This window comes from Ancalomicrobiaceae bacterium S20, assembly GCA_040269895.1.
Lineage (GTDB): Bacteria > Pseudomonadota > Alphaproteobacteria > Rhizobiales > Ancalomicrobiaceae > Methyloraptor > Methyloraptor flagellatus.
This window is the reverse complement of the sequence record CP158568.1, coordinates 3,941,296-3,954,863: the sequence shown is the minus strand read 5'-3', so window position 1 is coordinate 3,954,863 and position 13,568 is coordinate 3,941,296. Positions and strand designations below refer to the sequence as shown.

The following is a 13,568-nucleotide window of genomic DNA, read 5'->3' as shown; positions in this document are numbered from 1 at the left end:
CGGAGAAGGATCGTCTACGATAAGAGACGTTCGTATCCTATGTGGGTCGTGACGCGCTCGCAAGGGGGCCGCGACCGCGTCACTCGACCTTTTCGCCCGGATAGACGCCCCAGACCTTGGTCTGGTCGATCCAGCCCTTGATCCCTTCGACGGCGATCCGGCACCAGGTGCCGTTGCACTCGGCGACATCGACCAGCACCATCGGTTCCAGATAGGCGGTGACGCGCGCCGCCTGATCCGGCTTGTCGCGCACCGGGGCGTTCGGACCCTTCTCCCAGGGCGTGATCAGCGCGGTGCGCCGGCCCGACAGCAGCGTCTTCTGCACCCAGCCCTCCTGACCCTCGGAATCGCGGATCCGGAACCAGATGTCGTATTCCTGCGTGATCTCGACCGGCACGCCCGCCCGCATGAAGGTCCAAGCGACGTCGTGATCGCGGCTCGGCCCCTGCCGGACATTGACGGGGAAGGATTTGATGCTCGCGAAGCGCGGCAACGGATAGCCGCTCGGGCCGCGCTGGATGCCCTGCGCCGAGGCGGGGCTCGCACCGGAACCGACGGCGAGCATTGCGATCAGCGCATAGCGAGCGAGGGCATTCAGCATGTCGAGCAGGATCCTTGACGCAAGCCGGCGGCGAACCGGAACGAATGCCGCGGTCGGCGGCCCCTGATTGCCGGCCCGGCGGGCGGTTTCCGGGCGACGCGGGCCCGGCACGCGACGAAAGGCCGGGTCCGGGCGGAATTCCGGCGAATTGTCATTTGCCGGGCTTCTGGTACAGAGGGACGGGACCATGCCGCAACCGGTCCGACTCTGGAAGCGGTGGGGTTAACGACAATTGAACGGCCGGTCCGTCATCCGGACGGTGTCTCTCGATCGCTACACTGCGCGGGCCGCAGGTGGCGCGAGGCCCCGGAGAGCCGACGCGTGACCGTCACGAAGGGAAGTGGGAGCGTCTGTCCATGCCGAAGTCGAAGCCGTTGGTGGTCGTCACGCGCCGGCTGCCGGACGTGATCGAGACCCGCATGCGGGAGCTGTTCGACGCCCGGCTGAACATCGAAGACAAACCCATGACACAGGCCGAGCTGGTCGAGGCGGTGAAGACCGCCGAGGTGCTCGTGCCGACCGTCACCGACCATCTCGATGCCGCCGTGCTCAGTCAGGCCGGGCCGCAGCTCCGGCTGGTCGCCAACTACGGCAACGGCGTCGACAACATCGACGTGCAGACGGCGCTCAATCGCGGCATCACGGTCACCAACACGCCGGGCGTGCTGACCGAAGACACCGCCGACATGACCATGGCGCTGATCCTCGCCGTGCCGCGCCGCATGGCCGAGGGCATCAAGGTGATGCAGTCCGACGGCTGGAAGGGCTGGTCGCCGACCTGGATGCTCGGCCACCGGATCTGGGGCAAGCGCCTCGGCATCGTCGGCATGGGCCGGATCGGTCAGGCCGTCGCCCGCCGCGCCAAGGCGTTCGGCATGTCGATCCATTATCACAACCGCCGCCGCCTGCCGGGCGTGGTTGAGGAAGAACTCGAGGCGACCTATTGGGAGAGCCTGGACCAGATGATCGCCCGCATGGACGTCATCTCGATCCATTGCCCGCATACGCCGGCGACCTATCACCTGCTCAGTGCCCGCCGCCTGAAGCTGATCCGGCCGGAGTCTTACATCGTCAACACCGCGCGCGGCGAGGTCATCGACGAGAACGCGCTCGCGCGCATGCTCGACGCCGATGAACTGGCCGGAGCCGGTCTCGACGTGTTCGAGCACGAGCCGGCGGTCAATCCGAAGCTCGCCAAGTCTGCGCGCGTGGTGCTGCTGCCGCACATGGGTTCGGCGACCGTCGAGGGCCGCATCGACATGGGCGAGCGCGTGATCATCAACATCAAGACCTACATGGACGGCCACCGTCCGCCGGATCGCGTGCTGCCGTCCATGCTCTGAACGGCGGCCCCGTGGGGAGGCCACCCGCGTCGGGGCGATATCGGACAGGACGAACAGCAGTTCGGAACAGGAAGTCGGAAAGACCGGGGCTGGACCATGGCATTTGCAGTTGCGGCCGGCCGGGCGTGCGCCCGGACCGCTTTGGTGTCTCTGGTGGTTGTCGCCGGGGCAGGCGCCTGCCTCGCCCAGTCGGACCCGGCGACGGGTCTGCCCAAGGGGCTGATCCCGCTCGAGGCTCCGTCGGCCAAGCAGCCTTCCGCGCTCGAGCCCCTCGCCACCCCGAAGGCGCCGGCGGTCAAGGCCCCGGCCGCCACGCCCGCCGCGCCGAACACGCCGCAGCCGAAGGCGCCGGGCACCGCCACCGCGCCCGCGCCGGTCGCGCCGACCACGCCGCAGGTCGCGACCCCCGACGTCGCCGGTCCGGCCGTGCCGCTGAAGCCGGCGACGCCGGCGATCGTCAAGCCCGGCGACAAGGTCTCGACGCTGCCGGAAAAGCTCTCCGGCGAGGAGATCAAGACGGGGTGGTTCGACGGCCGGCCGTTCACCTCGACCTCGCCCGAAGGGGCCGCCTTCAAGCTCGTGTTCACCGCCGACGGCAAGTCGACCCGCACGCCGATCGGCAAGAAGGGCTCGGTCACCCACGGCTTCTGGCGTGTGATCGCCGAAGGCTATTGCTCGCGCTGGACCGGCTCCCCGCGCGAAAAATGCTTCAACGTCCGCACCGATACCGCGGGCGTGACCACCGTGCGTTTCGGCAACCAGATCGTCGCGACCTGGACGCGATGAGGCGGGTCCGGCCGAGGGCCGGTCGAGTTCGCCGAAACGCGGCTTCAGGCAGCGCCCTTGCGGGCCTTCAGGCGGCCTGCTCGTCGGCGCGGCTCTCCAGGATGCGGTCGATCAGGCCCCATTCGAGCGCTTCTTCGGGCGTCATGAACCGGTCGCGATCCATCGCGTGTTCGAAGTCCTCGTAAGAGCGGCCGCAATGCTCGGCGTAGAGCCGCGTCATGCGCTGTTTGGTGCGTTTGATTTCTTCGGCGTGGATCAGCATGTCCGACGCCTGCCCCTGAAAGCCGCCGGACGGCTGGTGGATCAGGATGCTGGCGTTCGGCAGCGCGGCCCGTTCGCCCGGCTCGCCGGCCATGAGCAGGAACGATCCCATCGATCGCGCCGTCCCCATGCACAGCGTGTGCACGGGCGCGCGGATGTAGCGCATGGTGTCGTACATCGCCAGACCGCTGGTCACCACGCCGCCGGGCGAGTTGATATAGAGATTGATCGGCTTGCGCGGGTTTTCCGCTTCCAGAAACAGCAGCTGCGCACAGACCAGGGCGGAGACGGTGTCGTTCACCTCGCCGTTCAGGAAGATGATCCGCTCGCGCAGTAGCCGCGAGTAGATGTCGAACGAGCGTTCGCCGCGGCTCGATTGTTCGACCACCATTGGGACGAGTTGCATCGCTTCGCGCATCGGCGAACTCCGATCGTCAGAGGAGGAAAGAAGGCGAGGACGAAGGGTCGACCTCAGGCCGCCAGGGCGTGGGCCGGGCTGTTGCCGTTGGCCGCCGCCCTGGTCATACGGGCCAGGCGGCCATCGTCGAGCGCGTGGATGATCCTGAGCCGCGTGCCGCCGGCCGCATTGGGCGCGATACGGAACGTCACCGTGCTTTCCAGGAAGGGCGGGCCTTCTTCGCGCATCCGATAGCGGATCTCCTCGCCCGGCCTGACCGTGACCGGGTCTGGTTCGGCCAAGGCGCCGCCCGGCAGCCACGCATCGAGCAGTTCGGGCACGCTGAGTGCGCGCCACACCTTCTGCGGCGGCGCGTCGAGATCGTACTCGAGTTCGACCCCGGCATGGTCATGCCCTGTGGCCGTCGCATCGGTCATTGGTCCATGTCCTTCAGCAAGACTTTCAGGGCATCGATCCGTGCCGGCCAGTAGGCGCGGTACTTCGCCAGCCACTGGGCGATCAGTGCCAGGCCGTCGGGATCGACCTCGTAGTTGACGAAACGCCCGTCACGCTCCTGCCGGATCAGACCGGCGTCGCGCAGGACGGCGAGATGCTGCGACATGGCCGGCTGGCTGATGTCCAGACCCTGCCGTAGCGCGCTCGCGTTCATGGCGCCCCCCGCCAGGCGATCGAAAATCGCTCGGCGGGTCGGATCGGCGAGGGCACGGAAGACGTCGTTCTCGATCATGACATCACATAAGCACAGACTTATGTGATTTGCCAAGCCATTTCGGAGAGAGAAACGAAAGGGGCCGGGCGCCCCGCGGGGCCCGGCGCGTCGCGCTCAGGGCGTGATCGCCTGCGGTCGCGCCGGCTGTTGCGCGGGGCGGCGCAGCCGCCTTGCGGCGACCTGATCGCGGGCTCGGCTCGCGCCGGCGCCGCGCCGGCCGCAGGACGGTTCGCCTGCGGCGCGGCGGGAGCCGTTGCCGAGGGGCGGGTGTTGCCGCGGACGACGTTGCGGGGGACGTCGGTGCGAGCACGGTCGGGGCGCCCGTCTCGGCCGGCTTCGGGGCTTCGTCCTTCGGCTTCACCAGATCGAGCCGCGTGTAGGTGTCGAAGCCGACATAGACGATTTCGGGCACGCGCTTGCCGTGCGACAGCGCGAGCAGCAAATCGACGGCGCGCGAACCCATGTCCTTCGGCCGCTGGCCGACCAGCACATGGCCGAGGCCCTCGCGGACCAGATCCATCTGCACCGGCAGCGCGTCGGCGACCACGACGACGACCTGTGCCTGATCGAAGCGCTGCTTGTACTTGGCGACCAGCTCGCGCCAGTCGTCGACGGCGAGCATCGGCCAGGCCCCGACCGAGACGATCGCATCGAGCGTCGGCTCGGCGCCGAGCGTGGCGTCGAGCACGCGCACCGCGTCGCGGAAATCGCCGGTGGTGATCAGCGGCGAGGACGGGATCTCGGTCCAGCCGGCGTCGAGCGCATCGCGCACGCCGGCGACGCGCTCGGCGAGGTTGGGCGCTTTCGGATCGGCGCTGAGGATCGCGAACCGGCCGCCCTTCGGCTTCCAGCGCTTCAGCGAGGCGCCGAGCGAGCGGCCGAAGTCGCGCGCGTTGGTACCGATGAAGGCACGCCGGCCGGAGTTCGGCAGGTCGGCATCGAAGGTGACGACCGCGATGCCGGCCTTGGTCGCCGCCGCGATGGCCGCCGCCACGGCGGGCTGCGGTCCCGGCGACAGCGCGATGCCGTCGATCTTGGCTTCGATCAGGCCGGTGAGCACGGCCGCCTGATCGGCCGGCCGGCCGTCGACGCCGGGCTCGACGAACAGGCATTCGATCGAGCCGAGCGCCTTGGCGCGCTCGGCGCAGCCGTCGCGGATCTGCTCGAAGAACGGCGCGCCGGCGGTCGGCGGCACGATGGCGATCCGGAGATCGGCGGCGGCCGGCGTCAGGCCGAGCCCGGCGAAGGCGGCGAAAACGGCCGCGACGGCGCGCAGTCGGCCGGCGACGCGGCGGAGCGCGCCGTCGGTCGGCGAGGCCCCGGTTCCGGCGGCGTCCGGCAGCGCATCCATGCGAACCTCCTCCGTCTCCGCGTGCTCAGGCGCCCGCGGCGGCGCCTCGATCCGGTCCCAGACGAGGGCGGCGATATCCGGGCCGCCGAGCCGCCGCACGGCACGGATGCCGGTCGGCGAAGTGACGTTGATCTCGGTCAGGTTGCCGCCGATCACGTCGATGCCGACGAAGATCAGGCCGCGCTCGCGCAGTGCCGGGCCGATCCGGTGGCAGATCTCGCGCTCGCGGTCGGAGAGTTCCGTTTCCGCCGCCTGACCGCCGCGCACCATGTTCGAGCGCAGGTCGTCCGGCGCCGGCACGCGGTTGACCGCGCCGGCGAACACACCGTCGACCAGGATGATACGTTTGTCGCCGTCGCGCACGGCCGGCAGGTACTGCTGCACGACCCAGGGTTCGCGCCAGGTCGTGCCGAACAGGTCGACCAGCGAGCCGAAGTTCTCGTCCTCGGGCCGCACGCGGAACACGGCGGCGCCACCGTTGCCGTAGAGCGGCTTCACCACGATGTCCTTGTACTCGGCGCGGAAAGCCTTGATCTCGGCGAGGTCGCGCGTGATCAGCGTCGGCGGCATCAGGTCCGGGAACTCGGTGACGAAAATCTTCTCCGGCGCGTTGCGGACATGCGCCGGATCGTTAACCACCAGCGTCTTCGGATGGATGCGCTCGAGCAGGTGCGTCGCCGTCACGTAATGCATGTCGAACGGCGGATCCTGCCGCATCAGCACGACGTCCATGCGGCCGAGATCGATGCGCTCGGGCGCGCCGAGCGTGAAGTGATCGCCCTCGACGTCGCGGACCGTCACCGGCTCGACGGTCGCGTAGAGCGTGCCGTTCAGGAGTCCCAGCCGCTCGGCGGTGTAGTGGAACAGCCGATGCCCGCGCGCCTGCGCTTCGAGCATCAGGGCGAAGGTCGAGTCGCCGCGGATCTTGATGGAGGCGATGTGGTCCATCTGGACCGCGACGTCGAGCGACATGGGCTTGCATCCCCGGTTGGGCGAACGGCTGAACCCTCTTAGCCCTTCGGTCTGTTGGCGACAACGCCGCACCGGCGAATGCCGGCCCGGCTGGAGCGGGGCCTTGAAGCCGGCGACGGGCGACCGTTGCCTTTCCGCGCCGGCTCAATCATCGGCGCGGAACGCGTCGCGCAGGTGCTCGGGCAGCCGGCCGGGCAGCACGAGCACGAGATCGAAGCGGCGGTCGTGATCGGCGAAGGCGGGATTGCGCGCCACCCACGCATCGGCGGTGGCGAGGATCCGGCGTCGCGCCTTCGGCGTGATCGCCTCGATCGCCGCCTCGCGGCTGTCGCGCGCCTTGACCTCGACGAAGACGACCGTGCGGCCGCGTCGGGCGATCAGGTCGATCTCGCCGATCGGCAGCTTGAACCGCCGCGCCAGGATCCGGTGGCCGGTCAGGCGCAGCAGCCAGGCCGCGCGCGTCTCGGCCGACAGGCCCCAGCGATAGGCGCGCCGGCGCTCTTCGGACGGTGGCGCCGGGGCACGGGGCATGCGGTCTGGCGAGCGGGGCGGCATGCGGTCCTCTCTTCGATGGCGTGTCCAGGCTTCACTTGGACGGCGCCTCCGCGCATCACTTGGATGGCGCTTCCGCGTATTACTTGGATGGCGCCTCCGCGCCGGGCTTCAGCGCCAGCGCCCGCTCGTAGAGCGCCTTGCGGTCCTGCCCCGTCAGCCGCGCGACTTCGGCCGCCGCCTTGCCGGGCGGTAGGCGCGACAGGGCGAGGCCGAGCAGCCGATCGACGTCGTCGGCCCCCGCCGGCGCCTCCGCGCCCGGCGGGCCGACCAGCACCACGATCTCGCCCTTCGGCTTCGTCGCGGCATAGCGGGCGGCGAGCTCGCCGAGCGGCAGGCGCACGACCTCTTCGAAGGTCTTGGTCAGCTCGCGCGCCACCACGCCGGGTCGATCCGGACCGAGCACGGTCGCGAGATCGGCGAGCGTCTCGTCGAGCCGATGCGGCGATTCGTAGAAGATCAGCGTCGCCCGGACCGGGGCGAGCTCCTCGATCCGCTGCCGGCGCGCTTCGAGCTTCACCGGCAGGAAGCCTGCGAACAGGAACGTGTCCGACGGCAGCCCGGCCGCGACCAGCGCCGCCAGCATCGCCGAGGCGCCGGGGATCGGCACCACACGGTGGCCGGCCGCGGCGACCTCCTGCACCAGCTTGAAGCCGGGATCGGAGACGAGCGGGGTCCCGGCGTCGGAGACCAGCGCCACCGCCTTGCCCTCGGCGATCGCCGCGATCAGCCGCGGCCGCCGCTCGGCCGCGTTGTGGTCGTTGTAGGAGACGAGATGCGTGTGGATGCCGTAGCGGTCGGTGAGTACGCGCGTAACGCGCGTATCCTCGCAGGCGATGAGGTCGGCGGCGGCGAGCGTCTCCAGCGCGCGCAGCGTGACGTCGGCCAGATGCCCGACCGGCGTCGCCACCACGTAGAGCGCCGGATCTAGTCGCGGCGCCGCGAATCGGTTGGCATCGATATGAAAGGCGCGGGTCGGCTCTGGGGAACGCTCGGACATGGGGCGAACTCGTCGTTCGGATCGGAATTCCGCCGGAATTCCTTGTGATTTCAGATCGCCGAGGGACGTTGCGACACGGTCCGGCGGGTTGGGGATACCGGGGTTCTTTTGACTTGCCGTCATCCTGCGGCCACAATCCGCCGTGCTACCCTCGCTGATCACATCTCCTTGTCGCCAAGGCCGAAACGGCCGCGATCGGGCGATGGGGCTTGACGGTGCGATCGAACCGTCAACTCGTCGAGACGTGGTCGATATCCGATGGTTGTCTGCACAGCCATCGGATATCGACCACCGGAAGCACCAGGGAGGCCGAAACGGTGGCAGGTTCCACAAGACCCCTCGAAGTGAAGCGCCGATTGTCCGCGGTCGCCGCTTTCGCCGCAACCGGTCTCGCGCTGCTGCTGGCGGGCTGCGGCGGCAGCACGACGTCGACCGGTCTGTTCGACCGGCCGTCCGGTCAGCCTATCGCACAGGGGCCCGGTCCCGTCACCCCCGGCGGCGACACGCTCGGCCAGGGTTCCGTCAAGGTCGCGATGATCCTGCCGATGTCTGCGGGTGGTGCGTCCAGTCAGGTCGCCCAGCAGCTTCGCAACGCCGCCGACCTCGCACTGCGCGATTTCCAGGGTGCCAACGTCCAGATCCTGATCAAGGACGACGGCGGCACGACCGAGGGCGGCCAGGCCGCGGCCTCGCAGGCGATCGGCGAGGGAGCGTCGCTGATCATCGGCCCGCTCAACGCGGTTGCGGCGCGCGGTGCCGCCGGCCCGGCGCGGCAGGCCGGCATTCCGGTCGTGACCTTCACCACCGACACCAGCGTCGCGACGCGCGGCGTCTACCTGATCGGCTTCCTGCCCTCGACCGACGTCGAGCGCATCGTCTCCTACGCCGCCGCCAAGGGCCGGCGCTCCATGGCCGCGATCGTGCCGGACGACGCCTTCGGCCTCGTCACCGAGGCGGCCTTCCGCCAGGCCGCCGCGCAGGCCGGCGTCCGCGCCTTCGCCATCGAGCGCTACAAGGCCGATCCGAACGACATGCAGGCCAAGGCGCAGGCGATCGCCAAGCTCGGGGGCCAGATCGACGCGGTCTTCGTGCCCGATGCCGCCGGCAATGCCGCTCAGATCGTCTCCGCGATGACGGCGGCGGGTCTCGACAAGAACAAGGTCAAGATCCTCGGCACCGGCCGCTGGAACGAGCAGACCGCCTTCGCGGCGCCCGCACTCGCTGGTGCGTGGTTCCCGGCGGCGGATGCGACCGGCATCGAGGACTTCAAGCGCCGTTACCGCGCCGCCTTCAACAGCGATCCGGGGTCGCTCGGCGTGCTCGGCTACGAGGCGGTGTTCCTCGCCGCCGGGCTGGAGCGCAAGGCCGGGCCGCAGCCGTTCCGCGACGAGATCATGCTGTCGCGCTCGGGCTTCATCGGCAAGACCGGCCTGTTCCGGTTCAAGGCCGACGGCACTAGCGAGCGCGGCCTCGCCGTCTACGAGATCGGCGCCGGCGGCGCTAAGGTGATCGACCCGGCGCCGCAGCAGTTCGGCCGCGGCGCCTGAGCCGGCAGGCCCGGCATCGGGCGGGAATTGAGAGGGCCGGGGCCGCGTCGCTCCGGCCCTTTTCGTTTGTTCGGCAGGTTCGCTCGTTCGGCGCGGTTCAGCCGGCCGCGGTCGCCGGAAGGCTGAGCTCGACCTTGAGCCCGCCGCCGACGGTATCGCCGAGCGACAGGTCGCCGCCATAGCTCGCTACGAGGTCGTCGACGATCGAGAGCCCGAGCCCGGAGCCCTGCACGCTCTCGTCCAGGCGGTGCCCGCGCAGCAGCACCGCCTCCCGCCGGGACGCCGGCACGCCGGGGCCGTCGTCCGACACCGTCGTCACCACCCGGCCGCCAGCGATCCGCGCGGTGACGGTGACGCGCTTGCGTGCCCATTTGCGGGCATTGTCGAGCAGGTTGCCGAAGATCTCGTCGGCGTCCTCGCGATGGACCGCGATCTGCAGCTCTTCGGGAATCTGCACGCGCCACTCGATCTCGTCGCCGCGCGGCAGGCGCTGCATGGCGCGGACGAGACGATCGATCGCGGCGAGCAGATCGAGCCCGCGCCCGACCGGATGCGCCGAGATGCGCGCGCGGGCGAGCTCGCGCTCGACGAAGCGCGACATACCCATGACCTCGCCCTCGATGACGCGCGCGGCTTCATCCTCGTGGCCCTGTTCGAGCGCGCGGATCTGCGAGGCGATCACCGCGAGCGGCGTCTTCAGCCCATGCGCCATATCGCCGGCGCGCGCCCGGGCGCGCTCGATCGCCTTCTGCTGCACGCCGATCAGCCCGTTCAGTTCCTCGACCAACGGCTGGACCTCGTCCGGAAACGAGCCGTCGAGCCGGCTCGACTGGCCACGCCGGATATCGAGCACCATGCCGCGCAGCCGGGCGAGCGGTCTGAGGCCGATCGACACCTGGAACTGCGCCGCCACGATGAGCAGGATCACCAGCGCGCTCAGGAACACCACGGCCTCGATCGTGAACTCGCGCAGGAGCTCGTCGGTCTCCGCGCGATCCTCGGCGACGACGAGCGCGAAGGTCCGCGTGCGCGTCGGATCGGCGGGATCGGTGAGGACGACATGCCGATACTGGGTGACCAGATGCTGCTTGTTCGGACCGATGCCGGAGCGGATCGCCGGCTCGGCGCCGGTCTGCGGGCTCGGCGCCAGCACGAAGTCCCACAGCGACCGCGACCGGAGGATGGCGGCGCCGTTCTCCTCGACCTGCCAGTAGAGCCCGGAATAGGGGCGCCGGAAATCCGGATCCGACAGTTCGCCCTCGACGGCGGGCTTGCCGTTGGAGGTCAGCCGGAAGAACGAGACGAGCTGATCGAGGTGCCCGTCGAGCTCGCGCTCGATGCGACGCTCGACATGGCGGTCGAACAGCACGACCAGCGTGACGCCGGCCGCCGCGACCACCAGCAGCGCCGAGACGACCGAGGCGAGCAGCAGGCGCAGCCGCAGCGAGCCGCGCCGTCGCCAGGCGCCGCGGCCTTGTTCGACCGGGGCGGGTTCGACCTGGGTGTCCGGTTCCGTCGTCTCGTCGTTCAAGGACCGATCCCGTTCCGGTGGGTGTGCACCGGCGCCGCCGGGCGGAAAACCGTCACTCGGTCGGCACCAGATAGCCGTGGCCGCGCCGCGTCTCGATCAGGTCGGCGCCGACCTTCTTGCGCACGCGGCCGATCAGCACTTCGAGCGCGTTGGAGCCCGGCTCGACGTCGGCATGATAGATGTGCTCGACCAGCTCCGGCCGGCTGACCACGCGGCCGCGGTGGTGCAGCAGGTAGGAGAGCAGGCGGAATTCGAGCGGCGACAGCGCGACCGGCGTGCCGTCGACCAGCGCGCGGGCGCGACGGGTGTCGAGCGTCACGCCCTGTGCGGTCAGGACCGGGTTCGAGCGCCCGGCCGAACGGCGGATCAGCGCGCGGGTGCGCGCGATCAGCTCCTCCATGCGGAACGGCTTGACCAGATAGTCGTCGGCGCCGGCGTCGATGCCTTCGACGCGGTCGGTCCAGCTGCCGCGCGCGGTCAGGATCAGGATCGGGAAGTCGCGCCCGGAATCGCGCCAGCGCTTGAGGATGGCGAGCCCGTCGAGCTTCGGCATGCCGAGATCGAGCACGATGGCGTCGAAATCCTCGGTATCGCCCAGAAACCAGGCCTGCTCGCCGTCGGTAGCCTCGCGCACGACATAGCCGGCGTGCTGCAGTTGGACGGCGATGTCCCGCCGGATCCGGTCTTCGTCTTCGACCACGAGAACGCGCATGCCTACTTCGTCTCCTCGGTGAGGATCTTCGCCGTCGCCGCATCCAGTTTCAGGACACGATAACGGCCGTTTTCCGACAGGACGGTCACGGTGTAGACCAGCCGGCTGCGCTCGGTGACGAGTGAGATCTCGACCAGCCGCGACCTCTGTTCGTCGACCCCCGCGGCCGCGAGGATCTGGCCGAGCGGCCGGATCTGCCCGCGATCGACGCCGCGCAACGCATCCTCCGGCCCGAGGCCGTCCGCATGCGCGGCCGTCGCGCTGGCGAGGCTACAACAAAGCAAGGCTGCCGCGAACGGCGTCGGAATGATCATGCCCGGATCCTGTCGGGCGGACCATAGCCGAAGTGGCCTTTCGGCAAGCTGACCGAGCGTCCGTGGCTGACGCGGACGAGATCAGTGTCCGGCGGCGGGCGCCGCATGGCGGCCGTGCGCCCATTCCGCCAGCGCGCCGATCGTGCCCATGACGGCGAGCGAGGCGGCGAGCGGCCAGGGCGCCGCCGCCCATTCGAGCAGCGCGGCGACGCCGACGCCGACCAGCGCCGCGAAGGTCATCTGCGCGAAGCCCGACAGCGACGAGGCGGCGCCGGCGTGGCTCGGGAACGGCATCATCGCGCGCGCCATGGCGAGCGGCTGCGTCATGCCGACCCCGATCATGTAGAGCATCATCGGCAGGATCACCTCGAACGGGTTGCGCCCCCAAAGCTGCGAGCCGAGGCCGATCGCGGCCAGCATGATCCAGCCGCCGGCGGTCGCGCACCAGGTGCCGATCGCGATCGTGCGGTCGATGCCGCGCCGACCGATCAGCCGCCGGCCGATCAGCGTGCCGGAGACGAAGGCACAGGCGCAGGCGCCGAAGGCGATGCCGTAGGTGATCTCGGCGAGGCCATACATCTCCTGCAGGATGAACGACGAGCCCGAGATGAAGGTGAACAGGCCGCCGAACACCACCGACATGATGGTGACGTTGAGCCGGAAGCTCGGATGCCGGAGCAGATGGCGGAAATCGCCGATCACGGTCGGGATCGAGAAGCGGCCCTCGGCACGCGTATGCAGCGTCTCCGGCAGCCGGAGCGCGGCGATCGTGGCGATCAGGGCGCCGGCGGCGGCCATCAGGCCGAAGTTGAGCCGCCAGCCGGCGAAGGTCTCGACCAGCGCGCCGAGCAGCGGCGCGGCCGCCGGCACGACGCCCATGATCGTGCCCATGAGGCCGAGTTCCCGCGCCGCGCGCGAGCCGTGATAGAGGTCGCGCACGATCGATCGGCCGATCACGACCGGCGCACAAGCCGCGAAGGCCTGCACGAAGCGCATCGCGATCAGCGCCTCGATCGACCACGCCGTCGCCGCGACCAGCGAGGCCACGACATAGAGCGCCATGCCGGCGAGCAGCACCGGACGCCGGCCGTTGCGATCGGAGAGCGGGCCGTAGACAATCTGCCCGAGCGCGAAGCCGAACATGTAGGCCGACAGGGTGAGCTGCACCGAGGGAATGTCGGTGCCGAGCGCCTTGGTCATCGCCGGCAGCGACGGCAGGTACATGTCGGTGGAGAGCGGCCCGAGCGCGGTCAGCGCAGCAAGCAACGCGGTCAGGGCGAAGGTATCGGGCTTCAGCACGGTGGGGGCGTCCGGCGGGGGAAGTGGGTAGGGCGCCGCGCGATGCGGCGCCGGCACCCTTCATGCTGCGATGCGGGAATGCAAGTCGCAGGTGCCATGCCATGCGAGCGGAGCCGACAGGCTCCGGTCACGATCGCGCGAGATCGATTTCCGGCGCGTTTCCGGCGGCCCC

At 69.9% G+C, this 13,568-nt stretch carries 14 protein-coding genes; 3 read left to right on the top strand and 11 right to left on the bottom strand.

Going from position 1 to position 13,568, the window contains the following annotated elements; translation table 11 throughout:
- Positions 1-79 precede the first annotated feature (79 nt).
- Positions 80-601 (bottom strand): SH3 domain-containing protein, encoded by a 522-nt coding sequence (locus tag ABS361_17890; protein XBY43913.1) that lies wholly within the window; start codon positions 599-601, stop codon positions 80-82.
- A gap of 356 nt (positions 602-957) precedes the next feature.
- Here ABS361_17890 and ABS361_17885 point away from each other — a divergent pair, with 356 nt between their 5' ends.
- Both ABS361_17885 and ABS361_17880 read left to right on the top strand, forming a co-directional pair.
- Positions 958-1,944: a D-glycerate dehydrogenase gene (locus tag ABS361_17885; GenBank protein XBY43912.1), complete on the top strand. Its 987-nt coding sequence runs from the start codon at positions 958-960 to the stop codon at positions 1,942-1,944.
- 144 nt (positions 1,945-2,088) lie between these two features.
- Complete coding sequence (locus ABS361_17880; protein ID XBY43911.1) at positions 2,089-2,730, top strand: hypothetical protein; 642 nt, start codon at positions 2,089-2,091, stop codon at positions 2,728-2,730.
- Positions 2,731-2,797: 67 nt separating this feature from the next.
- On the opposite strand, the gene ABS361_17875 is transcribed toward ABS361_17880, so the two are convergent.
- The 6 genes from ABS361_17875 to rsmI form a co-directional block, all read right to left on the bottom strand.
- Positions 2,798-3,409: an ATP-dependent Clp protease proteolytic subunit gene (locus tag ABS361_17875; GenBank protein XBY43910.1), complete on the bottom strand. Its 612-nt coding sequence runs from the start codon at positions 3,407-3,409 to the stop codon at positions 2,798-2,800.
- A 53-nt stretch (positions 3,410-3,462) separates the two neighbouring features.
- The gene (locus ABS361_17870) at positions 3,463-3,825 is read right to left on the bottom strand and encodes an SRPBCC domain-containing protein (GenBank protein ID XBY43909.1); all 363 of its coding nucleotides are present in this window, start codon (positions 3,823-3,825) and stop codon (positions 3,463-3,465) included.
- Entirely contained in the window at positions 3,822-4,136 is a 315-nt protein-coding gene (locus tag ABS361_17865) for a metalloregulator ArsR/SmtB family transcription factor (protein ID XBY43908.1), read from the bottom strand. Before ABS361_17865 ends, ABS361_17870 begins: the two co-directional genes overlap by 4 nt.
- A 4-nt stretch (positions 4,137-4,140) precedes the next feature.
- Complete coding sequence (gshB, locus tag ABS361_17860; GenBank protein ID XBY43907.1) at positions 4,141-6,441, bottom strand: glutathione synthase; 2,301 nt, start codon at positions 6,439-6,441, stop codon at positions 4,141-4,143.
- A gap of 144 nt (positions 6,442-6,585) precedes the next feature.
- On the bottom strand, positions 6,586-6,972 hold the full coding sequence (locus tag ABS361_17855; protein XBY43906.1) for a YraN family protein: 387 nt from the start codon (positions 6,970-6,972) through the stop codon (positions 6,586-6,588).
- A 103-nt stretch (positions 6,973-7,075) separates the two neighbouring features.
- A complete protein-coding gene (gene rsmI, locus ABS361_17850; protein ID XBY43905.1) occupies positions 7,076-7,993 on the bottom strand; it encodes a 16S rRNA (cytidine(1402)-2'-O)-methyltransferase in 918 nt (305 codons plus the stop codon).
- Between the two features lie 356 nt (positions 7,994-8,349).
- On the opposite strand from rsmI, the gene ABS361_17845 reads away from it, so the two are divergent.
- The gene (locus ABS361_17845) at positions 8,350-9,540 is read left to right on the top strand and encodes a penicillin-binding protein activator (protein ID XBY43904.1); all 1,191 of its coding nucleotides are present in this window, start codon (positions 8,350-8,352) and stop codon (positions 9,538-9,540) included.
- 97 nt (positions 9,541-9,637) lie between these two features.
- Here the strand turns inward: ABS361_17845 and ABS361_17840 are convergent, their stop codons facing one another.
- The 4 genes from ABS361_17840 to ABS361_17825 form a co-directional block, all read right to left on the bottom strand.
- Positions 9,638-11,071: a HAMP domain-containing sensor histidine kinase gene (locus ABS361_17840; protein XBY43903.1), complete on the bottom strand. Its 1,434-nt coding sequence runs from the start codon at positions 11,069-11,071 to the stop codon at positions 9,638-9,640.
- 52 nt (positions 11,072-11,123) lie between these two features.
- Positions 11,124-11,783 carry a response regulator transcription factor gene (locus tag ABS361_17835; protein XBY43902.1) on the bottom strand — a complete coding sequence of 220 codons (660 nt, stop codon included), beginning with the start codon at positions 11,781-11,783 and terminating at the stop codon, positions 11,124-11,126.
- A 2-nt stretch (positions 11,784-11,785) separates the two neighbouring features.
- Positions 11,786-12,097 (bottom strand): hypothetical protein, encoded by a 312-nt coding sequence (locus tag ABS361_17830; GenBank protein ID XBY43901.1) that lies wholly within the window; start codon positions 12,095-12,097, stop codon positions 11,786-11,788.
- Positions 12,098-12,178: 81 nt separating this feature from the next.
- The gene (locus ABS361_17825; protein XBY43900.1) at positions 12,179-13,396 is read right to left on the bottom strand and encodes a multidrug effflux MFS transporter; all 1,218 of its coding nucleotides are present in this window, start codon (positions 13,394-13,396) and stop codon (positions 12,179-12,181) included.
- Positions 13,397-13,568: the final 172 nt, after the last annotated feature.